20 protein-coding genes are annotated in these 21,519 nt (G+C 61.5%); 8 read left to right on the top strand and 12 right to left on the bottom strand.

Translation table 11 applies throughout. The features are described from left to right. Window positions 1–2,010, bottom strand: coding sequence for a tetratricopeptide repeat protein (locus tag VJ464_28275; GenBank protein HKQ09052.1), 2,010 nt, complete (start codon window positions 2,008–2,010; stop codon window positions 1–3). A 266-nt stretch (window positions 2,011–2,276) separates the two neighbouring features. Here VJ464_28275 and VJ464_28270 point away from each other — a divergent pair, with 266 nt between their 5' ends. From VJ464_28270 to rlmN, 4 genes are all read left to right on the top strand, one after another. Further along, window positions 2,277–2,942 carry a hypothetical protein gene (locus VJ464_28270; GenBank protein HKQ09051.1) on the top strand — a complete coding sequence of 222 codons (666 nt, stop codon included), beginning with the start codon at window positions 2,277–2,279 and terminating at the stop codon, window positions 2,940–2,942. Between the two features lie 30 nt (window positions 2,943–2,972). Next, the gene (locus VJ464_28265) at window positions 2,973–3,440 is read left to right on the top strand and encodes a hypothetical protein (GenBank protein HKQ09050.1); all 468 of its coding nucleotides are present in this window, start codon (window positions 2,973–2,975) and stop codon (window positions 3,438–3,440) included. A 115-nt stretch (window positions 3,441–3,555) separates the two neighbouring features. Beyond that, entirely contained in the window at window positions 3,556–4,083 is a 528-nt protein-coding gene (locus tag VJ464_28260) for a nuclear transport factor 2 family protein (protein HKQ09049.1), read from the top strand. Between the two features lie 123 nt (window positions 4,084–4,206). Then, a complete protein-coding gene (rlmN, locus tag VJ464_28255; GenBank protein ID HKQ09048.1) occupies window positions 4,207–5,352 on the top strand; it encodes a 23S rRNA (adenine(2503)-C(2))-methyltransferase RlmN in 1,146 nt (381 codons plus the stop codon). A 27-nt stretch (window positions 5,353–5,379) separates the two neighbouring features. Here rlmN and VJ464_28250 read toward each other — a convergent pair whose 3' ends face one another. The 3 genes from VJ464_28250 to VJ464_28240 form a co-directional block, all read right to left on the bottom strand. Next, window positions 5,380–5,808, bottom strand: a complete 429-nt coding sequence (locus VJ464_28250; GenBank protein HKQ09047.1) for a type II toxin-antitoxin system VapC family toxin — start codon at window positions 5,806–5,808, stop codon at window positions 5,380–5,382. Continuing rightward, on the bottom strand, window positions 5,805–6,005 hold the full coding sequence (locus VJ464_28245; protein HKQ09046.1) for a hypothetical protein: 201 nt from the start codon (window positions 6,003–6,005) through the stop codon (window positions 5,805–5,807). The genes VJ464_28250 and VJ464_28245 overlap by 4 nt, the downstream gene beginning before the upstream one ends. Before the next feature lie 117 nt (window positions 6,006–6,122). Continuing rightward, the gene (locus tag VJ464_28240) at window positions 6,123–8,045 is read right to left on the bottom strand and encodes a serine/threonine-protein kinase (GenBank protein HKQ09045.1); all 1,923 of its coding nucleotides are present in this window, start codon (window positions 8,043–8,045) and stop codon (window positions 6,123–6,125) included. 172 nt (window positions 8,046–8,217) lie between these two features. On the opposite strand from VJ464_28240, the gene VJ464_28235 reads away from it, so the two are divergent. From VJ464_28235 to VJ464_28220, 4 genes are all read left to right on the top strand, one after another. Continuing rightward, window positions 8,218–8,709, top strand: coding sequence for a hypothetical protein (locus VJ464_28235; GenBank protein ID HKQ09044.1), 492 nt, complete (start codon window positions 8,218–8,220; stop codon window positions 8,707–8,709). A 108-nt stretch (window positions 8,710–8,817) separates the two neighbouring features. Further along, entirely contained in the window at window positions 8,818–9,669 is an 852-nt protein-coding gene (locus tag VJ464_28230) for a hypothetical protein (protein ID HKQ09043.1), read from the top strand. A 16-nt stretch (window positions 9,670–9,685) separates the two neighbouring features. Further along, the gene (locus VJ464_28225; GenBank protein ID HKQ09042.1) at window positions 9,686–11,128 is read left to right on the top strand and encodes a tetratricopeptide repeat protein; all 1,443 of its coding nucleotides are present in this window, start codon (window positions 9,686–9,688) and stop codon (window positions 11,126–11,128) included. 137 nt (window positions 11,129–11,265) lie between these two features. Next, the gene (locus VJ464_28220; GenBank protein HKQ09041.1) at window positions 11,266–12,789 is read left to right on the top strand and encodes a hypothetical protein; all 1,524 of its coding nucleotides are present in this window, start codon (window positions 11,266–11,268) and stop codon (window positions 12,787–12,789) included. A gap of 102 nt (window positions 12,790–12,891) precedes the next feature. On the opposite strand, the gene VJ464_28215 is transcribed toward VJ464_28220, so the two are convergent. The 8 genes from VJ464_28215 to VJ464_28180 all read right to left on the bottom strand — a co-directional run bounded on the left by VJ464_28215 (window position 12,892) and on the right by VJ464_28180 (window position 21,505). Beyond that, the gene (locus VJ464_28215) at window positions 12,892–13,044 is read right to left on the bottom strand and encodes a lmo0937 family membrane protein (protein HKQ09040.1); all 153 of its coding nucleotides are present in this window, start codon (window positions 13,042–13,044) and stop codon (window positions 12,892–12,894) included. Window positions 13,045–13,073: 29 nt separating this feature from the next. After that, the gene (locus VJ464_28210; GenBank protein HKQ09039.1) at window positions 13,074–13,295 is read right to left on the bottom strand and encodes a hypothetical protein; all 222 of its coding nucleotides are present in this window, start codon (window positions 13,293–13,295) and stop codon (window positions 13,074–13,076) included. 209 nt (window positions 13,296–13,504) lie between these two features. Beyond that, on the bottom strand, window positions 13,505–15,037 hold the full coding sequence (locus VJ464_28205; GenBank protein HKQ09038.1) for a DUF362 domain-containing protein: 1,533 nt from the start codon (window positions 15,035–15,037) through the stop codon (window positions 13,505–13,507). Then, a complete protein-coding gene (locus tag VJ464_28200) occupies window positions 15,021–16,418 on the bottom strand; it encodes a phenylacetate--CoA ligase family protein (GenBank protein HKQ09037.1) in 1,398 nt (465 codons plus the stop codon). Before VJ464_28200 ends, VJ464_28205 begins: the two co-directional genes overlap by 17 nt. A 47-nt stretch (window positions 16,419–16,465) precedes the next feature. Further along, window positions 16,466–17,653: a glycosyltransferase gene (locus VJ464_28195; protein HKQ09036.1), complete on the bottom strand. Its 1,188-nt coding sequence runs from the start codon at window positions 17,651–17,653 to the stop codon at window positions 16,466–16,468. Then, the gene (locus VJ464_28190; protein ID HKQ09035.1) at window positions 17,650–19,344 is read right to left on the bottom strand and encodes a glycosyltransferase family 4 protein; all 1,695 of its coding nucleotides are present in this window, start codon (window positions 19,342–19,344) and stop codon (window positions 17,650–17,652) included. The genes VJ464_28195 and VJ464_28190 overlap by 4 nt, the downstream gene beginning before the upstream one ends. After that, window positions 19,341–20,195, bottom strand: coding sequence for a class I SAM-dependent methyltransferase (locus VJ464_28185; protein ID HKQ09034.1), 855 nt, complete (start codon window positions 20,193–20,195; stop codon window positions 19,341–19,343). Before VJ464_28185 ends, VJ464_28190 begins: the two co-directional genes overlap by 4 nt. Before the next feature lie 2 nt (window positions 20,196–20,197). Then, window positions 20,198–21,505, bottom strand: a complete 1,308-nt coding sequence (locus tag VJ464_28180) for a lipopolysaccharide biosynthesis protein (protein ID HKQ09033.1) — start codon at window positions 21,503–21,505, stop codon at window positions 20,198–20,200. Between the last annotated feature and the right edge of the window lie 14 nt (window positions 21,506–21,519).

The raw sequence follows: 21,519 nt of genomic DNA, 5'->3' as shown, positions 1-21,519 counted from the left end.
TCATTGCTTGATGCCGGCACGGCGCATCAAGTCATCATAGCGCGGGTCCTTGCGTAGCGGGTCGAATAGCGGGTCGGTCGGCAGGCCGCGAATCCCTACACGTTTTTCCAGACATACCTCTAGCCATTTGAACGCCGCGTCATACTCACCCATCCCGCAGTAGAGGGCGACGTAGCTTGACGGGGCGACGTAAACTTGCCGCGCCTCCAGGGCTTTCAATTGCTGCTCGAAACGCCGCGCCTCGTCGAGTTGATGATTGATGCCATAGGCGTAGCCCATCATCGCAATCAGGCCGGGCGTGTCGGGCGCTACCGCCAGTCCGCGCTTGAATTCGGCCAATGCCTCTTCGCGCCGGCCCTGCAAGAGGTAACAGCCGCCGAGGTAAATGCGCGCGGAGATGAAGTTCGGGTCCAGGTCGAGGGTTTTTTGCAGGACGGCGATGGCCTCGTCGTAACGCCGCGCGCGAAAGAGGATGACGCCGCACTGGCTACTGGTCGCCGGCGAAAGGTAATCGAGTTCGAGGGCGCGCCTGATTTCGCGTATGGCCTCGTCGAAGCGGGCCTCGTTCGACAGCAACACGGCATACCAGTGATGCGTGTTGGCATAGTTGGGCTTCAAGTCGAGCGCCAGCTTGAACTCTTTTTCGGCCCCGGCCCAGTCCCAATCATAGTCGGTCAGGATTTTGCCGAGCGTCGCATGCGCTTCGGCGAGGTCGGGGTCAATCTGCAAGGCGCGCTCGGCGGCCTGGCGGCCGAGCGGCAACACTTCGACCGCCGGCGCCAGCGTGTAACTGCCGAGCGTCACGTAAGCATCGGCCAGGCCGACGTAGGCGAGCGCGTAGTTCGGGTCTTTCTTGATGGCTTGCTGGAATGAGTCGATGCTCTTGCGCGTGCCCTCGCCGCTGCGCTTATTCCAATAATAACGGCCGACCAGATAAAGCTGATAGGCCTCCGGGTCGGTCGTGTAGTTTCTGGCTAAACCGTCGTGCTCGTCGCCAGAGAGGCTGCCCATCATATCAGCGGCGACGCGCTGCGCGATGGCGTCCTGGACGGCGAAGATGTCCGTCGCCGGCTCGTCGAATTGGCGGGTCCACAGCGGCTTGCCGTCGGCGATGCGCACCAGCCGGGCCGAGACGCGGATCTTGCCATTGGCTTTCTGGATGTTGCCTTCGAGCACGGCCTCGACTTCCAATTCGCGGCCGGCCGCCACCGCGTCCTGGTCGAGCGCCGTGTAGCGGCGCACACTGCTGATCGGGCGCACGGTGATCTGCTTGAGACTGTCCAGGCGCGTGATCAACGTGTCGGCAATGCCCATCTCCAAAATGTCGTCGTGGGTCTCGGCGACCAGCGGCTTGAACGGCAAGACGGCGACCGAGCGGATGGGCCGCGCTGGTCCTGGCCGCAGCCAGATAAGGCCGGCCGCAGCGACGAGTCCGACGACTATGAACAAGCCGAGTGCCGTACGCCAGCGCAGGCTGACGTGATGGCGCGTGATCAGCAAATCGGGCGGCGGCAGGGCGTGCCGCACAGCGGGCGAGGCGTCGGCGGTCGCCGGCGGGGGTTGCGGCAGCACGGCAGCGATGGGTTCACGGGGTTCATCCGGGCTGGGCAATGCGTTGGCCGGGCTGCTCGTCTCTTCGGCGGTGGCGGGTGATTCTTCGGCGGTGCCGCGCGCCTCCTGCCGCACCTCGGCGACGAACTGGTAACCGCGCCCCGGCGCGGTGACGATGAAGCGGTTGTCGCCGGCCTTCTGGCCGAGCAGTTTGCGCAGGGCCGAGATGTTGTGCGCCAGGTTGGTCTCTTCGACGATGGTGTCAGGCCAGACGGCCTGCATCAGCTCGTCTTTGCTCAACACACGCCCACGCTGGCGCACCAGCGCGAGCAACGTCTCGAAGACTTTTGGCGTCAGCGGGATCGCCTGCCCCTGCTTTGAGAGCAAGCGCCGTATCGGATCAAGCTCGAACTCTTCAAACCGATAAATGACTTTATCGCTGCCATTTAAGGCTTGCATTCAGACGCTCCCATAAAATCCCAGAAAAATTAAAGTCCGCTTACAAGACCTCGGAGCCCGCCGTCGAGTATGTTGCATCCACGCCGGGGACGCGACGCGGGACCGGCCAAGGTGGGGTCGCCGCGCGCGGCTCATTCTAGCGCAAAGGCGCAGATGAGAACAGCGGATTCGGCGCGGTAATGAATCAGCAAGGGATAGGAAGAACAAGATGAAGCGGTTCCCAAGAACGCAACCTAATGACAACTCGCATGAAAGGAAGAGTCGAAATGGACACGATCAAAAAGAAGCGATTTAACGCAATTGCTTTTACTCTGGTTATCGTCGCCGCCCTCCTGGTCGGCGTCACCCCCACGCACAGCGCCCCGCCGTCCGACAAGGACGTGAGGGTTATCAATACCACGGCAGAGCCCGTGCCGACCGTCGCTCAGGGCACGACGACCATTGCCGGCACGGTGCAGGCCAAGCAGAGCGGCGCCTGGAGCGTCGGCATCAGTGGCGTGCCTTCGGTCAAGGTCGACAGCGACCCGGCCAATCCCATCTACGTCACCAACGTCGAAGGCGCGAAGCCGCAGCCGTTCCAGCAGGAAGTCGAGGTCACGGTGGACCCGGGGTTGGGCGCACAGAGCGGCGCTATCAACGTCCCCCTGGGCAAGTTGCTGGTGATCGAACAGGTCTCGGCCTCGGCCTTCCCGCCCGCCGGGCAGAAGATACTTTTCTCGCTGCTTACCCACGTCGCCCCGGACAACACGCTGCGCAAGCACCTGCTGCACACCAGCGGTGACACGTTCGGCGGGGGCAGCTACTTCGAGGCGAGCCAGACGGTCCGCGTCTACGCCGACACGCCCAGCGCTCTGGTTCACGTAGACCGCGACGTAACGACCGGCAGCGTGCTGGCCAGGTTCGTCGTCTCGGGCTATCTCATCGACAAGTAACCGCCGCCAGTTGTGACGGCCGGAGGTCTTATGAGCAATATGATCGCAGACACCCTGGAGCAGCCTTCCGCCGCGTCCCGCCCGCTGTGGCCGAACATCGGCATCCGGGCGGCGGCGGTTACCGAAATCGGCCTGGACGAGCTAAGCGTAGGCGACCTGCTTCTGATACAGACTGCGAACAGCGTCTACAGTTTTACCCTGACCGACGCCGGGTCGCATAGCGGCCTGCTGATGGGCGGGCGGTTGGGCGAGGCGAGTGCCACCGCCTGGCTGGTCGGCGCGCAGGAAGACAACGGCGATGATGGCGCAATCGGAGCGAGCTATCTCGCCGACGGCTTGCGCGCCGTCTTTCTCGTCGCCGCAGGCGGCAATTCGCGGCGGCTGGTGACTTCGGCGATCAAACGCCTCACACATCTTAAAGTGCCTGCCGGCAGGCCAGCCGGCCCGCTCGAAGACGCGCGCCAGTTTTCCGCCGAGCGCGACAAGCTGAGACCTTGACGCCGACCGAGACGCGGCAAAGAAGGCCGTGGTCTTGCCAATTCTGTGGCGATGCGGAGAGTCGTTCCGCCCGCTGTAATCGATCACCCACTATCTGAAAACGGAGAAAGAGACCATGTTGCATTTGAAAAAAATCTATTTGAGCCACCTCCGCGCGCTCAGCGCGCTTGCGTTAATGATTGCCTTAATCGCGGCGACCAGCACGGCCTTTGCGCCTCAGGTGAAAGCCGCTGGCACGCTCTCGCCCAACAGCAGTTTAACGCCGGAACAGATCGAGGCAGCGGTCGAGGAATACTTTGACGCCGTCAGCGCCCACGACGTGCAGCGCTACGTCAACACCTTCGCTTCCGATGGCGTGCTCGAAGACCCTGTCGGCACGCCGCCAGTGCAGGGGACGGCGGCCCTCACGGGCTTCATCACCAACATCATCGCCCCGTTCAGCGACATCAAGCACCGGATACAGGATGTCGTCGTCTGCGGCAACGAGGCGGCGGTCAACTGGAAACTGGATTTGAAGACGACGACCAACAAGCACATCACCATTGATGGCATGGGCATCTTCCGCTTCAACCAGGATGGGAAGCTTGAGTCGGTCAGAGAATTTTGGGACCTGGCTGCCTTCCTGGCCGACTTGCAGGGGTAAGAAGTGGACCCTTGCTTGCCGATCATCTCGACTGAAGCGGGCGCGGCTCTACTGAGGTTATGTAGAGCCGCGCCGGCGACCGACTGGCGGAGTCGGTTCAAGTCGTGAAAAAATGATTATGGCATGTTGAAGGTATTGTCGAATCCACAGGTCGAACTGCTCGGCATGAATGAGGCCGAGCTTTCGACGTTGATGGCCGAGCTTGGCGAAAAGCCGTTCCGCGCCCGTCAGCTCTTTGATGCCATCTATCGCCGGCGGCTGACGAGCTTTGCGGCGATGACCGACTTGCCTGTGCGTTTGCGAGAACAACTGGCCGCGCACGCAGAGGTCACGCGCACGCGCATCAAGAACATCTTCACGTCGTCAGACGGCACGCGACGTTTCCTGCTTGAGCTGGGTGACGGGCGCGAAGTCGAAGCGGTCTTTATGCCCGAAGCGCGCCGCGACACGATCTGCATTTCCAGTCAGGTTGGCTGCCCGCTCGCCTGCGACTTTTGCATGACCGGCGTGCTCGGTCTGAAGCGCAATATGACGGCCGGCGAGATCGTTTCGCAGATCATCGTCGCGTTGAACGAAGTCTACGGCGAGGGCGCGCTGCCGGCGAAAGAAACGGGAATCACCAAAGTGGGTCGGGACATTGCGGGCCGCGAGAAAATCCGCGAGTCGCGTGACGAGCGCCACCCGCTGAACGTCGTGATGATGGGCATGGGCGAGCCGCTGTTGAACTATGATGCGGCGATGCGCGCTGTGCGGTTGTTTGCAGACGAAAAGGGATTGGCCATCCCGCCGCGCCGCGTGACCCTGTCAACCGCAGGCATCGTGCCGCGCATTGACGAGCTGGCAAAAGAAACGCTGCGCCCGCGCCTGGCGATCTCGCTGACGGCGGCCAACGACGAACTGCGCGACCGCCTCTTCCCGATCAATCGCAAGTACCCGCTCGCCGAATTGATGGCGGCGTGTCGCCGCTTCCCGCTGACCGAGCGCGAGCGTCTGACTTTCGAGTATGTGATGCTCGATCAGGTGAACGATAGCGACCGCGACGCCCGCGCGCTGGTGCGTTTGCTGAACGGCATCCGCGCCAAGGTGAACTTGATTCCGCATAATCCCGCGCCCGAATTGCCCTATCGCGCCACGCCGCTATCGCGCATCATGGCCTTTCAAAAGATTCTCACCGACGCCGGCGTGCTGTCGTTCATTCGCCGCCCGCGCGGCCAGGACATCGCCGCGGCCTGCGGCCAGCTCGCCGCCCGCCACGAAGCCACTGCCTGAACAGTGCAATCGCTTCCTGACCCTGCTTCACTGTGTCCAATCTTCAACTTTGAGATTCGGCACTTGTTGATAATCTTTCAGATTGCTTGAAAGCAAGAGGGCGCCATGCGCCAGACTGATGGCCGCAATCTTTAAGTCCATCGAGCCGGTCCGTAGCCGTGAATGTCTAAGCCTGTCGAAGACGACAGCCGCTTCTTCGGTGTAATCGAGCAGTGGAATGGCGGCAAAGAAGGCTAGCATTGCATGAAGGCGCAGGTAGGCAGAGACTTCCTGTTGAGCAGTTTTCGCACGGGCAATCACCTTAAGCCAACCACGCATTTGTTCTTCGACGCTGATCATGGTCGTAAAAACCTCGGCTGCGGCATGTCGCTGTAGCCGTGTGCGAAGGCGAGCATAAGCAGGTTGAGTTTGACGTTGGATAAGCGTCAGATGGTCGGTGTCTAAAACGATAATCATCGTTTTTGTCGCGACAGGGCCTTGCGGTAACGGTTGCCGGATTCAACAATCTCATCAAACACCGGATCGTCTTTGAAAGTGCCGGCCAGGCGCTCCCACCACGGCTGCGGCTTTTTTTTCGATCTCCTCACGGCAGACTTTAGCTGACGTACTTCGCGTTCGAGCGCATCGATTCGGTCTTCGAGATTCGCCGCCATCGTTCATTCCTCTTATTTTTCATCGTAGGTAACCCGTTTGTAGTAGTCAAGCTGATTCGCCGCCCGCCACGAAGCCACTGCCTAAACGGCCACCGCGCCATTCGTGCGCGGTCGGTTTCATTGTTTTAGCGAGATCGGCGCGGTCGCCGTCTCATGGCCGACCTGGCCGACTTGCAGCTCGACGCCGGTCAGGTTATCTGGAATGGCAAAGACCACCGTGGCTTCGGCGTCACTTTGCCGCTCGACGAGCAGGTTCGGCGCTTTGACCGGCGCAAACGGCACGCCGTCGATCAAGACGCGAAACGCATCCTCGCCCAGCGCCACGCTATATTCGCCGTTGTTGGTGTAGCGAATCTTGAATTCAAGGGCCAGCTGGTCACTCGCATAACGATCAAGCTGCGCGGATAAGATTTTGTAAGTCGCATCACCGGCGCGCATCTCATCGCCGCCGGCCAGCGTCAGCGGGAAGCGGGCGTTTTGATAGACGCTCGGCGCGGGCTTGCTGTCGGCGTCGTTGCCGCGCGCCTTCAAGTCGAGCGGAATGACACTGGTTTCGCGACCCGCCTGCCCGACCTGCAACTCTGCATGGCTGAGGCTTTCGGGGATGACGAACTCGACCTGGGCGTCCATTGCGGCATAAGGCGAAACAACCAGGTTGGGCGCTTTCGTCGGCGCCATCGCCGCGCCATCCGCCAGCAGGCGGAAGCTGTCGTCCCAGTAGTTGATCGAGCCTTCGGCCTCGTGCAGCAGCCGCACCTTCAGACGCAGCACCAGCTTGTCGGTTGAATAACGCTCTAGCCGGGCGCTGAGAATTTTATAAAGGTCATCTTTAACCCGCGCCTCGCCGCCGGCGGCGAGCGTCACGGGATAGCCTGTCGTAGCTGGCTTGCTGACACCGGCCCGCGTCCTTCGAGATTCACGGCGCGCTACCCATCGCCATGCGAATAGTGCGGCTAGAATGAGCAGCAGCAGCAGACCGCCAACCAGCCACCATGCGGCGCGGTTGGGCGCTGGCCGTGCAGGCAGCGGTTGAGCCGTAGACCAGGCCGCCGGCCTGTCAGGCTGCGGCTCGAAACGTCCGGCAGAAGTCTGACGAGTTGCAAAATCCGGCGCCGTGGCGGGCGGGGCGACCGCGTTCGTCGTCGGCGCGTTGAGCGGATCGGTGATGGGCGCGGCGGCGTGCGCGCTCTGCGACTCGGCACAGGCCCGCAATGCGGCGCGCATGGCCGCGGCGCTCGCAAAGCGCCGGCGCGCTTCAATCGCCATCGCTTGCATCAAGAGGTCGCCGACCGCCGCCGGCACTTCGCGGTTGATCGTATGCGCCGCGGGCAGCGGGTCCGGCAAGCCATTCAGCACGTCCGTCGCCCGCGCTACGGCGCTCGGCGGTATCGTGCCGGTCATCAAGTGATAGAGCGTCGCGCCGAGCGAATAAAGATCGCTGCGCGCATCGGTGCCGGTGCCGTTCACCTGTTCGAGCGGCGCATATTGCGGCGTGTAACCGTAAACACTCTTCATGCTCGCCATCTGCGAGAGAGCGCCTTTCGCAAGCCCGAAGTCGAGCAGGATGATCTCGCCGCGCGGCGTGAGCTTTAAATTTTGCGGCTTGATGTCGCGGTGGATGATCGGCTGCGGCTGGTTGTGCAGGTAATCGAGCGCGTCGAGCAGAAGGTTGGCCCAGCGCGCCACGGTGTCGAACGAGAAAGGCTTGCCGGTGCGCGTCAGCAAAGCGCCGAGGTCATCGCCGTCAATATATTCCATCACCAGGAACTGGCCTTCGGGGTCGCTGAAATAATCGCTCACTTTCGGCAGCGCCGGGTGGCGCAGGTTGGCCAGCAGTTGCGCTTCATGCTCGAACGCGTCGGTATATTGCGTTTGATTGAAGAGCGTCTGCTTGAGCGCGACACGCGAGCGCAAGCGCTGGTCGAAGGCTTCGTAGACCGCTCCCATGCCGCCTTCGCCGATGGGGCGCACGACGCGGTAGCGATTGCCGATCAATGAATCGGGCGCAAGCATGAGGGTGAAGGTAGCCGTTCGAGTCATGCTTTGCAAGCAGGCAGGCACACCTGTTCGCCGGCCGCGCGGCCAGGACATTGCCGCGGCCTGCGGCCAACCCGCCGCCCGCCACGAAGCCACCGCCTGAATGACGCCGGGCAGATTCCATCCTACGGGCCGGGCAACTGCCGGAAGAGATGGCCGCCGGCTTGAGGGGATAATGATTGAACTGCCAACGGCGGATTTGTTACCATCAGCAGCGATGCATCCTGTCTATCCTGCCAAGTCGTTGCGCGATGCTTATAACGCGGTTGATCCGACCCAGCCGCTTGCCGCCGACGATGCCCGTTACGTGGACTGCATTGACGTTCGTGGCAACGAAGATGTGGTGGGGAAGATGTTCAGAAGCATCTCCTATTCTGAAACGTACTCACACCAACTCTTCACCGGCCATCGCGGCTGCGGCAAATCAACTGAGCTGCTGCGGCTGAAGGCCCGGCTGGAGGGTGCGGATTTTCACGTCATCTACTTTGCGGTTGACGATGACCTTGACCCGAACGACCTGATCTACACGGACCTGCTGTTATCCATCGCCCGGCGCGCGGAAGCTAATTTTCGCGACGCCCGGATTGATCTCTCCGGGGCGCTTAAGACCGTAGAGGCATGGTTTGCCGAAGTCGTCTTTAAGCAAAACGAATGGCAGCAAATTTAGCAACAGCTAGAAGCCGAAGCTTCCATCGGCATTGGGCTGCCGAAAGCCATACCGTTCGTTGCGCGGTTGTTCGCCAAGTTTACCGGCCAGATCAAAACAGGCGACGAAGTGAAAACCGAAATCCGGCAAAAGCTTGACCGGCAGATTTCGCAACTGATCGAGCAGATTAATACGCTACTGCTGAAAGCGCGGGCGGAAGTCCAGAAGCGCGGCAAGAAGGGGATTGTTATCATCGTTGATAATCTTGACCGCGTGACATTGAAAGAGGTCAGTCCCGGAATCACCTCGCACGATGCCCTCTTTATCGAGCACGGTAAACAGCTATGCGAGTTGCGTTGTCATGTGGTCTATACCGTGCCCATTTCAATGATCTATTCGTCCCGGGCCACCATGTTGCGCAACAGCTTTCCTGACCAACAGCGCATATTGCCGATGATTAAAGTGCACGAGCGGCGGGCGCGTGGCGGTGACGATTCGCGACAGGGTCTTGAGCGATTGCGCGGCATCCTTAGCCATCGAATAGACCTTGACCAGCTGGCCGAGTCGGAAGCCATCACTTACCTCTGCCGCGCCTGTGGCGGCCACCCGCGCGATTTGATGACATTGGTTCGCCAGGGCATCGAAGACGCGGAGGAAACCGATGCGCAGCCAATCAATATGAATCGTGTGCGAAAGGCGGAGGCAAGCCTCGTGTCGGCGTTTGGTCGGATGGTTCCCGAAAGTCACTTTGAAAAACTGGCCCGCGTTCACCTGACTAATAAAGTCCAGAATGATGAAGATCATCAACTGATGTTATTCAATCAGAGCGTTCTGGAATATGCCGCTGACGATGACCCGGAAGCGGCGGATGCCGAACCCTGGCATGACGTCCATCCGGCGGTGCAGAAGCTGAGCCGCTTTAAGAAGGCATTACAAAAGGCATTAGAAGATGACCGTGCCCAATCTCCCATCAGAAGTTGATACGGCAGCCGAGCCTATGGCCATAGTCGTGCGCCGGCTGGTGCGCGCGATTGATTATGCCGAAGGCTTCTGGCTCGGCTTCGTGCGCTGCAACCTGATTGGACAACGCCGCAAAGCCGCCGCGGCATGCCGTGATCTGCTCGCCCCGCTCGGCATTCGTTTGGTTGAGATTGATTTGACCGAGCCGATTAGTGAACTCCTCCCCATCCTGAAGGCGCACATCGCCAAAGCACAAGGCGCGACGAATGCGGCGAGTGAGGGGCCACCGACCTCCCTGGCAGCCGCGGAAGCAGCCCGACCGGCGAAACTCGCCTTGTTTGTTTATGGCCTGGAGCATTCCATTCCCTCATCAGAAGCTTACCCGCCGATCCTGTCGCACCTGAACTTGAACCGTGAACTGTTTCGGCAGGAGATTCTTTATCCTCTGGTTATCTGGCTGCCAGAGTATGCCCTGGCGGCGCTTGCCCGCCGCGCGCCGGATTTCTGGGCTTGGCGCAGCGGCCTTTATGAATTCGCGCCTGATGCCGAGCTTGCCGCGCACACGCTCGCGCCGGTTCGCAATGAAGCTTTTTACGTATCAGCTAGCCTTTCCGAGCAAGCCAAACGCGAGCGGTTGGCCATGTTGAAAGGGCTGCTTGCAGATTACCGCGAATTGGGTGATGGCCCGCACGAACGCCGCACGCAGACTGAAATCTTGAACCAACTGGGGTGGGTGCATAGGGCGCTTGGTGAGTTAAGCGAAGCAAGGCAGGCGTATCAAGACTCCCTGGCCATTGCGCGTGACGATAATGATCTCGGCATGATCGCTGTCCTGGTTCACAATCTCGCGATGCTTGCACTGGATCAAGGTAATTATGAAGAGGCGCGGCGGCTGTACGATCAGAGCCTGGAAATCAAGAAGCGGCTCGGCAACCAGAGCGGCATTGCCATAACGCTACACGAATTGGGAAGGCTGGCACAGCGTCAAGGCGACTACGAAGAGGCGCGGCGGCTGTATGGCGAGAGTTTAGAAATAGCGAAGCGGCTCGGCGACCAGAGCGGCATTGCCATAACGCAGCATCAGTTGGCAATGCTGGCGGAGGATCAAGGCGAGTACGAAGAAGCGCGACGGTTGTACAGCGAGAGTCTGGAAATAGAGAAGCGACTCGGCAATCAGAATGGCATTGCCATATCGCTGCATCAGTTGGGAAGCCTGGCGCAGGATGAAGGCGACTACGAAGAGGCGCGGCGGCTGTATGATGAGAGCCTTACTATGAAGCGCAAGCTAGGCAATATTGAAGGTGAGGCAATTAGCTTTCATGCACTGGCATTATTAGATGAAGATGAGGGTAAATACGCAGAAGCCCTCGAATACGCAAAGCAAGCGCAAGCCATATTCGAGCGGCTCAAAAGTCCATACACCGAATCTATCAACGAAATGCTACGGCGGCTTCAACAAAAGCTCTCGGCAGGCTCATAAATATTTTTCTTTGGTGGCAGCCGTTCGACTAGAACAAGCCTCGCCGTCTTTCCATCCCGTTTCATCAAGTCCAAATCATCTTTAATCGAAGACACTCACGGCTTGACCCCGTACCCTCTGCCTGATAAAACGCGCCGGTGATGCACCGCCCCGCCATCGAAGACTTGAGCCGCATTCGCTACGAGCTTGAACGATTCCTGCTCGATGGCGCATTCGAGTTGCGCGAAGACGATAAACGCCTTGCGAGTATTGAACCTGCCTGCGCCGCCGCCGAGATTGCTTACGGTAAGCTCGTTCTGTCGTGCTGGGGCGAAGGCTGGTCGCGCTCATGGCGTGTCGTGCGCGCGACCGTTTCGCCGCGCGCCCTGCGCCTGGAATGCGCAAAGCAGATGGGCCGTGTCCTCTGTACGCTTGAGCTGCGGCGCGGCCCTGTCGAAGCGGGCGCGGAACCGTCGCGCCGCGAGTTTCCGATGAAGCTCGCCGCGATGATTGAAGCGAATTTCGCCGCGCTCAAGGTAGAGCGCACTGTCTTGCGGCGCGACGACCGGCGTCACTTCACAGGCGTTCACACACGGCTCTTGCTGAAAGAGCAGGGCAGGCCGGTTGCCGCCGTCGGCGTCTGTTCACAAGAATCGCAGCGCGACGTAGACGCGACGCTCGGCGCCGGGCTGGTCTGGCTCGACGCCTTGCGGCAGCGCGGCGCGGCGGTCAATCGCCTATTGCTCTTTGTGCCGAGCGGGCGCAGCGATACCGTGGCGGCGCGGCTCACGGCGCTTCAGGTCAAAGGCGCGAGCGTGACGCTCTGCGAAGTGGACGAGATGCAATCCGTCATACAAACCATTGCGCCGTTCGATCAGGGCGACCTCGGCGACCGTTTGAGCCGCGCCGCTCGTCGCGCCGAGTGGCCGCACGAGCGCCAGTTGCCGCTCGACGTGAAGATGCTGGTTGATGCCATTCAGCGGCGCGCGCCTGAACGGATTCGCGTCGAGCGGCGCGGCGCGTGGGTCTCGCTGACGATTCGCGGGCTGGAATTCGCCCGCGTTTCGCTGCGGCGCAAGCTGGTCGAATTTGGCGTCGGGGCGGTGAAAGAAAAGCTCTCGCCGGCCAATCAATCACGGCTCGATCAGTTGATTGCCGAAATCGTTGCTGTGCGCCGCGCGGATTCCGCCGACCCGCAGGCGCTCTTGTTCCGCGAGCAGGCCGAACGCTGGCTCGAATCCATATTGCAACGCGACATCACCGCAATCGATGCGTCGCTCGACCGCCGCTATGCTTACGCGCAAGTGCCGGCTTATCGTGGCGAGCAGCGTTCATTCATCGATATATTAGCGGCGACGCGTGAGGGGCGGCTGGTGGTGATTGAATTGAAAGTTGCGGAAGACGCCGAGTTCCCGTTTCAGGGCCTGGATTACTGGCTGCGTATCGATTGGCACAGGCGTCGCGGCGACTTCGCGCGGCGCGGGTACTTCAAGCAGTTAATGCTTGCTGACCGCTCGCCGTTGCTCTATCTGGTCGCGCCGGTCTTTCGCTTTCATGCGACGACAAAGCTCATGGCCAGTAGCATCGCGCGAGCAGTGCCGGTAACACGTATCGGCATCAATGATGATTGGCGCAGCAGCGTGCGTGTGCTGCTATCTGAACGAATGAATGAAGAGGAGTAATGAGTGATGAGTAGAAAGTGATGAGCGAAGAGAACCGCGGCGTTTCGTCCGCCTTCTTCTCACTCATCACTCATTACTCATCACTCTCTTGTCACTCTCTTGCTAAACGACTGTGCGGCGGCCGCTCACCAGATTGATGATCAGCATAATGACCGCCAGCACCAGCAGCAGGTGAATGAACCCGCCCATTGCGTAGCCGCTCACCAGACCGAGCAGCCAGAGAACCAACAGAATTACGAAAATTGTCCAGAGCATACTCTCCTCCTTAATGATCGATGTACCGGTTAGGCAGCGGCTTCTTCAGGCCATTCGACCGCACCGGCTGGCTCCTCCCGACGATTCAGGTGAATAACGACCCCGTGGCTCGCCTGCTCGTTTACGGTTACGGCGCTGGTCTTAAGACTGTAGTGAATCATCAACATCGTTGCTTTAATCACTACCCCGCCAATCGCCACGGCAATCGCCGTCATCAAAAGCCCAATCCCCATTGCCATCATGATCGTCATTTCCAACCTCCGGCTTTTCATTGTGCAACCGCCATGCCAAGCGCTTGCGCCGACAAGTGCGACCGCTTTGCGCCACGATCACGGCCACTTTCCATCGGACAAGGCGGCAAACACCTTGGCGTTGAATTCATTTGATACGAAGGCATCAGAGAGTCCGCGTATTGCTTGAGGACAAAGCGCTGATCTGCGGCTCAGAATGAGGTGGGAACTTACTGACTGATTGCTCCAAGCGGTGAAGGCGTCGTGGCCGGCGCTTCGTCGGCGATCTCGTATAGCTCGGCCGCGCCGCGCCAGCCAGCCGGGGCGCGGAACTGAAAGACGGGTTCCGCCTGGTCCAACAGTCCTTCCCAGCGCGCGACGTTCGAACGGATACGGCAATGGCTGATGTCAGCGCCTGGCAGCCACTCACGCATTTGCTGCGCGGCGTTGGCGTACAAACGCAGGCGCGCCGGGTCGAAGCCCATCAACCGCGTCGCTACCCAGTCCACGGCCAGCGGGTTGAACCCCGCCAGCACCACGCCCGACGGATAAGGCTCAGGGTGCAGGGGGCCTTCGCCCTGCCCGCCGATCAGTCCGTCAACAACGGAAAAGTACGCCCGCGTCGGATGAGCTTGCAGGCCGCCGCTCGCGTCGGCAAAGCGCAGGATGCGATTCAGGTCGAGCACCATCCGCCACGCCGTGTCGTTGCCGCGCCAGTTGCCGTACGTGAAAGCCTGCGCCTTCGGCTTGCCGCTGAGGCGATGATAAAGCTTGCGAAAGGCGCGCCAGGCGAGAAACATCTGCTTGCCGAAACGACGGTCTGCGCCCAGCAACCCGTCCATCAAGCGACGCTCGGCGCGGTCGTCCCAGGCCGGCGAATTGAATTCGTCGCCGCCATCCGCTGGCGCGCCGATGCGGTAATGCGCCAGGTGGTTCTTGTCCGTGTTGATGCCGACCATGTTCTTGAGGTTCAGCGTCGTGCCGACTTTGCGATGCACTTTGAGCTTCGGGACGGAGATGACCACATCGCTGGCGAGCACTGCCGAGGCGATGACGTATTCGTGGCGGCGATCTTGATGCGCGTTGATCGTCTGCTGCCGGGCATAGTCGGCCCCGTACAGGCGGCTCGTGTCAATCGCCTCCATGTAGCTTTCATCACCGAGTTGCACATGGACGGGACGGCTGGCCGGGTCGTTTACGGGGATGCGTTCCCAGATGATGCCGTGTTTATAGACGGTGCGCTCCTGCCGAAAGTCGATCAGTTGAAAGCGGATGCCGCGCCGCTGGCAGACTGGTTGCAGGTATTCGGCGAGCGCGTCCATGCCGGTTTGCGCGCAGAGCGCCGCGAAGTCGGCGTTCATCTGCGGCGCGTCGCCGATGATGATCTCGCCGCCGTCGCCAAGAGCGATCATCACGTAATCGACGATGGCGCGTAGAATCGCCGGGTGCGTCACCACCGCTTCGAGCGGCCCGCCGCCGGCGTTGAAGTGAAGAACGAAATTCGGCTTGATGAGCACACGCTGGCCCGGCTTGATTAACTGGCCGAGCGGGTTCCACGACGGCTGGCCATAACTCTCAGCGTCGAGGCCGAGTCGCCACAGCGCTTCGCGCACCATGCCGTAAGCGCTGTTGGATGGATCAAGCCGCGCCGCGTGCGGCGGCCTTTCGGGGTAATCGGCAGGCGGGTCGAAGGGCGGATCAGCCGGGTAGCGGGCCGCGCCGGAGATAATCGTTACGTCGAGTTGATTAAAGAGATGATCCAAAGCGGGCCTCGTTGAGCGCCGGGCGCGGCACCGGCAATTCTTGAATGAGGAAGCGGAACTTGCCGCTCGCGGCCAGCGGGATGGCGTCTGTGAATTTCAGCTCGACCTCCATCGTGTCGCCCATCTTTTCGGCGAGCGCCGCGAGAATGCGGCGGCTGTCACGCTCGCCGTAGCCGTCGCGGCGGCGGATGCGCAATTCGACCTTGCCGCGCTCGCGCTGATAAAACTGCGCCTGCTGTACGCGATCAAACTCATCCGTGTGGATATTGAGCGCCGTCAGCGAAATCAGGTTGTCGAGCCTGCCGATCAACATATCCTGGGCGCGCCCGCGCGTCGCTTCGAGCAGCCCGTAAGGCCGACCACATTCGCACGACGGCGGGCCGACGATCACCCAATCGTCGGTGCGGTAGCGGATCAACGGCATGGCGTAGTTGTCAATCGTCGTGCCGACGAGCTCGCCCATCTCGCCCTGGCGCTCGGCTGCCGTGCCGTCTTCCTTGAGCACCTCGGCGACGCCGTATTCGGGGAAGATATGATAATGATGACTGACTTCGCATTCGCCGGCGAGGATCAAATCTTCCGTGTGGCCGTACCACGAAAACAGCCGCGCGCCGTAAAACGATTCGATAAACTCGCGCTGGCCGGGGTAGAGATTCTCTGACGATGCGAGGATGACGCTGAAGCGCGGCGGCGGCTCGCCGAGATGCTCTAGCTGGCGCGCGAAATCGATCACCGCCGACGGGTACGAATGCAGATAAGACAAGCGCTCGGCGCGCATGACACGGGCGTACTCGGCGACGTTGTCGGGCGTCATGTGAAAGTTCGAGAAGACGAAGGCGCGCTCGCTCGCCTCGTAGCGCCAGTGGCGGCGATTGCGCACAGACCAGCCGCGCAGCATGGCGCGCCGCTCGCCCTCGCGAAAGCCGACGCGCTGCCACTGCTTCTGCATGAAAGCGCGCTCGCGGCCGCCGGCGTCGCGCAGGTTGTAAACGCCGAGCGGCGTTCCGGTCGAGCCGCCGGTCGTGAAGTAAAGCCGGCGCCGCGGGCTGATATTGTCGGCGAGAAGGTCATTCAAGTTGGCGCGCACCGTCTCTTTATCGAGCAAAGGCAGCACGCGCAAGTCTGCGATCTCGCGGAGGCGTTCAGGGTCGAAGCCGACGGCGCTGAACAATCTTTTGTAGTAAGGAACGTGCCGCGCCGCGTGCTTGAGCAGCGCCCGCAACCGTGTCAGTTGATAACCGTTGAGCTGGTCGCGGCTCCAACGCTCTGACTGGTCGAGCAACTTCAGCGTCGGGGCGAACCGCGGCCCGTAACAGAGGGTTGCCGGGAGCCTGTAGTAGACTGGCCTGAGAATCTTTTTCGCCGCTTCTTTGAGCTTCATGCCATTGCCGTGTCGTCATTCAACCGTAGGTCACACGCCGGTTGCTGTCAAGCAAGCAACAATCGCTCGATCTCGCGGCTGACCTCTTCGGCGCGCGCGTCCCAGGTCGCTGCTTTGACTGACTGTTGCCGCGCCGCACGCTGCGCTTCGTCGTCACACAGGAGCGCGTCTTCGACCCTGGCAATGAAATCGGCATCGCCGCGAGCGATGCGCAACACGTCACCCATGCGCTCGTATTCGTAGAGCGGGGTCATGACGACAGGCTTGCCGGTAGCCAGGTACTCGCGCACCTTGATGGCGCTGCCATAGCTGACGAACTCGTTGTCGGTCACCCACGGCAACACACAGACATCGAAGCCGGCGGCGTAACGCGGCATCTCCGCATAAGGCTTCGAGCCGAGATAATGAACGTTCGGCAGCGATTCGATGTCGAGCCGCGCCGCTTTCAAGCCCATCAAGACCCAGTGCCAGTCAGGGCGGCGCTCGCTCACATAGCGGATCAACCGCTGGTCGAGCAGCCAGGTCTCAATCGCCCCGAAATAGCCGAGCCGCGGATGCGGAATATTCATTACATCCGCGGGCTCTTCCCATGACTGCCGCGTCGCCGATGCGAAGTGGTCAAAGTCTACGGCCTGTTCCAGCAGCCGGGCTTTGGCTTTGATCTCCGGGCGGGCGGCGGTTTCTTCTTCGATCAGCTTGCGGCCCGAATAGTAGATCAGGTCGGCGCGTTCGAGCAGCTCATCATGCATGGCGGCGATGACATGGCCGCCGGTAGCATGATCCATCTGGTTAGCGGCGTACTTGTCGGAGACTTGATAGATCAACGCGCGCTCGCCGAGATGGCCGACGATGTCGCGAGCCGTAGGTATAGCGACCCACAATACAGGATGGCGAAAGCCGAAAGCCGCCATCAGCGACTTAATCTCGGCGCGCAACAAAGCGCGATTGACGGCGCGACCCGTGGGGCTCGAATAAAACGGCAGCACCGGCGGGCTGACGACGATGATGCCTTCTTCGGTACGCCGCACGGCGCGGGCATAGCTCTTCAGCTTGCGGCGTATTTTCCCGAAGAAATCAGGGCTTTTCGCCGACGGCAGGCCCATCGAAATCGAATTGACGAACATCACGCGGTTGCCGGCCCGCGCCAGCCGCCGCATGATGTGATTCTTCGAATGCGGGTGATGATACCACCAGTCTTCGCCCGCAAAGCAGATGATCGATTGATTGCGAATCACAGTTTTTCGATCTCAGTATCGAAGACGCGCGCCGCGTTATGCCGCCAGGTGTAGTGTTCAATTACCGTCTGGCGCGCCGCCGCGCCGAGCCGCCGACGCAAGGCTTCATCCTTTGCCAGCCGCTCGATGGCTTGCGCCAACGTCGCCGCATCACCCGGCTCGACCAGCAGGCCATTGACGCCGTCAACGATCACGTCGGCGATCTGCCCCAGCCGGCTCGCGACGACGGGACGCGCCATCGCCATGTACTCGAACAGCTTTGTCGGCGAGCCAAAGAACTCGCTGCCGTCCGCCGCGGCGACGTGCGGCGAAACGAGAATGTCGCAAGCGTCCAGATAAGCCGCGACCCGCTGGTGAGCAACGCGGCCCGTGAAGGTCGCGCGGCCTGGCTTGCCGGCAGTTTCGATGATGCTTTCGGTCGCGGTGCGCTCGTCGCCGTCGCCGATGAATAAGAAGTGGCAGCGCGAATCGTTGATGCGTGTGGCGGCGCGGGCCAGCACCGGCGCGCCGTGCCAGGGGCCAAAAGTGCCTGTGAAGCCGACGACGACCTTGCCTTGAATGCCAAGCTCGTCACGCACCACGCCGCCGCCGCCAGGATGAAAGCTTTCAACATCCACGCCATTCGGGTTGACGACGATGCGCGCCGCATCAACTCCCGCGGCGAACAGGCCGCGGCGCTGCACATCGCTGACCACAAAGATAAAATCGGCGGCTCGCAGGTTCAATCGCTCGAAGCGCGTCAACAAGCCGACCATGCCGACAGGGTCCCAGTGGCGCGCGACCCAGACTTCCGAGCCGTTGAACTCCAGCATGAGCGGCAGGCCGGTCGCAAGCGACAGCGCCACGCCTGTCCAGTTGAAGCGGCTGTAGCGTTGGTAGATGAAATCCACGTCGCCTTGCCTGTCACCGGTCACGCGCAGCGCCCGGAGTGTGAATCTGAGATTGTTCCATAGCTCGAACAGCGCCCGCGTCGCGCTAATCAGGGTGGACGGCTCGATGACCTCAACATCCGCTTCGCCCGCAAAGCCGATATCGCCGCTGGCGATGAACCGCAAGCGATGGCCGAGCATAAGCGCGCCGCGCCCGAAGCCTGCGATGTGGCTTGCCATGCCGCCCGCCGCCGCCATGCCGCGTACCGCCGGCACCAGGGTCGCCCGAACGTAGAGCATGGTTTTTGCGGCGTGCTTTGCATCGCGCCTGCGCGGACGCGAAGCGCGCACGACGGGGCGAAAAACCAGCGCGACGCCGAGCAGCAAAGTCAGCAACCATGACAGGGGCACGAGGATGACATAGCCCGCGAGCAGCTCAAGAACTAGCCGCGCGCTTTCAACGGTCAACACGCCGACGCGTGTGCGGCGAATCTCGCGGCCATTCGTATCGGCAAAGACGATGCGCCGCGCGCCGCACAACGCCGCAAACCACATCATCGAGTGGCGGGCGCTCTGCACGCGCAAGTCCGAGGCGAAGAAAGCAAAGGTGTGGGGATGGAAAGCGCGAATGCGAGCCAGCGCCTCGCGGCGGCTCTGCCATTTCAGCTCGGCCTTGTCGAGCAAGTGAAACGCCGCGCCATGCCGGTGCCGAGCGGCCCAATCGAGCGCCGCGCCTTTATCGCCGGAAAGGTCGAGCAAGAGATTCTCGCGCGTGCCGGCGCTCGGTTTCGCTGATGGCGCGGGAGACGTCTCGTCGCTCACTTGGTAGCCGTGATGAGGAGGTTCCAGCCGAAGTGACGGGCCAGCCATTGAAAGACGCTTTCGGGGAGCGCGCGGCCCAGGCGGCCGAGCTCGTGGCGAGTGAGTTGATTGACCCTGACCCGGCAATCGCTGAAGCCCTGAAACAGGCGGCGCGCCTCGCCTCGCGTGTAGGCTTTGACGAGCGGGCGACCCGCGGTTTCGCTGTGCTCGACGTAGCGGCTCATGATCTCGGCAGGTCGCGCTTGCAATAACTCGCCGCCGCAGACGCCGCGCTTGAGCATCAACCCGCCCCAGTAATAAAGCGAGGTGCGGTGATAGAGCATCACCACGGCCCGCCCGCCGCGCCTTAGCACGCGATGGACTTCATTGATCGCGCCCTCGGTGTCCGGCGTGTGATGCAGGACGCCGAACGAATAGACCACGTCAAAGCTCTCATCGGGGAATGCCAGGCTCTCGGCGTCGCCGATGGCAAACGTCGCCGCGCAGTCGTAGACCGCAAAGCGCCGGCGAGCAATCTCGATGCTGCGCGGTGTCAGATCAACGCCGGTGACTTGTGCGCCGCCGCGCGCGAATTGCAACAGGTCGGTGCCGGTGCCGCAGCCGACTTCGAGCAGTCGTTTGCCGCGATACGCGTCGAAGCCGAGCGCCGCCTTCATCCACGGCGCGTAGTCCTGATAACGGTAGGCTTCAATGGCGTCGAAATACTCGCGGGTGCCGAACGGATAATCGCTCGCCACATGCGCGCCGCAAGGGTTTGCGCCCCACTGCTCGCGGGTTCGCTGCTTCCACTCCGAGAGCGCGGCGGGTTGCGCGCCGGGTGCCGAGTGAGATTGATTTTCGAGCTGTTCCATACTCAGGACTTTTGAGCGAGTGTGCGCTTGAACTTTTGATAGTAGTAAAGGTGCAGCATGTAGTCCAGCGCCATGGCGGCGGCGGCAGTCCAGGCCGCGCCGCTGATTCCATAGCGTGGCACCGCGATGCTTAAACCGAGCAGGCTGCTGATGGCAACCGCGGCGGCGATGTTGCGCACTTCAGCGCCGCGCCCGTGCGATGACAGAAAGATGTTGTACGGCTGGAAAAGTCCGACGAACAGATTCGCCAGAGCGAATGGCACCAGCAGCCCGACGCCCGCGCTGTATTTGGGAAATAAAAAATTGACCACCATCGGCCCGATGATAATTAACCCAAGCGCGGCGCTCACGAGCATCGCCGCGTTCCAGCGCGTCAGGCGACCGGGGACGCGCGTCAGTTGCGCGAAAGCGCGAAAGCGCGTCAACGCCACCGAGCGACCGAGCATGTTGATCGGGTTGGCGAACTTTTGCACGATGGCATAAACACCCAGCGGCGCGGCGTCGGCCAGAAAATAGGCGATCACCAACTGGTCAGCGCGCGACGAAATCATGCCGGTGATGCGCGCGAAATAGAGGTTGACGCCGTACTCGCGTGCCTGCCTCAAGGTCATGCGCAGATAAGGCGACACGCCTTTGAACGATGGGCGCAGCCGCGCAATCGTCCATATGGTCGCCACGGCGATGCCCGCGAGATAGGCTCCCAGAGCCAGTCCCGCGGTCAGCTGGTGAGCCGCCACCAGCGCAACAAGCGCCAGCAGATAAGCGCCCGACATCACTAATTGAAAGACCGCAAGCAGGCGGATGCGATTCAGCCCCTGACATCCCAGCTCGATGAAATACTGGAACGGCTGAAAGAAGGCGAGCGCCGCCGTGCCGAGCAACAGCCAGTGAACGTCTTTCTTGAATATCGCGTCAATCGGCAGGCTGGCGGCAGCAATGAAGGCTGAGAAGGCGAGGCCGGCCACCGCCGCCAGAATGACCAGCGCGCCGAGCGCCCGCCGCTGGCTGTGGCCGTCGTGTTCGAGCGCCAGCACGCGCGCTCCCGCCGAAAAGAAACCAAACTCAAAGAAGACGCCGCCGACTATGATGATGGCCAGACAGAAGGCGAAGCGGCCCATCTCTGCCGGCTCCATCCAGCGCGCCAGGATCAGGCTGATGAGCAGCCCGGCGGCGAGCGCGCCGCTCTGCGCCGTGAACAGCATCCCGGCCTGGCGGACGGTCTCGCCGAACAGCGATGCGGGGACGCGGCGACGCGGCGACGCGGCTTGGCTCTCGTCACCTAAATCAGCGGCGGTGGTTTCGGGTGTCATGCCGGTTATTCCCA

The sequence above is a fragment of the Blastocatellia bacterium genome (genome assembly GCA_035275065.1).
In the GTDB taxonomy this organism is placed as follows: Bacteria; Acidobacteriota; Blastocatellia; order UBA7656; family UBA7656; genus DATENM01.
Note: the sequence above shows the minus strand (reverse complement) of the source record. Positions and strands in the feature narration are given on the sequence as shown.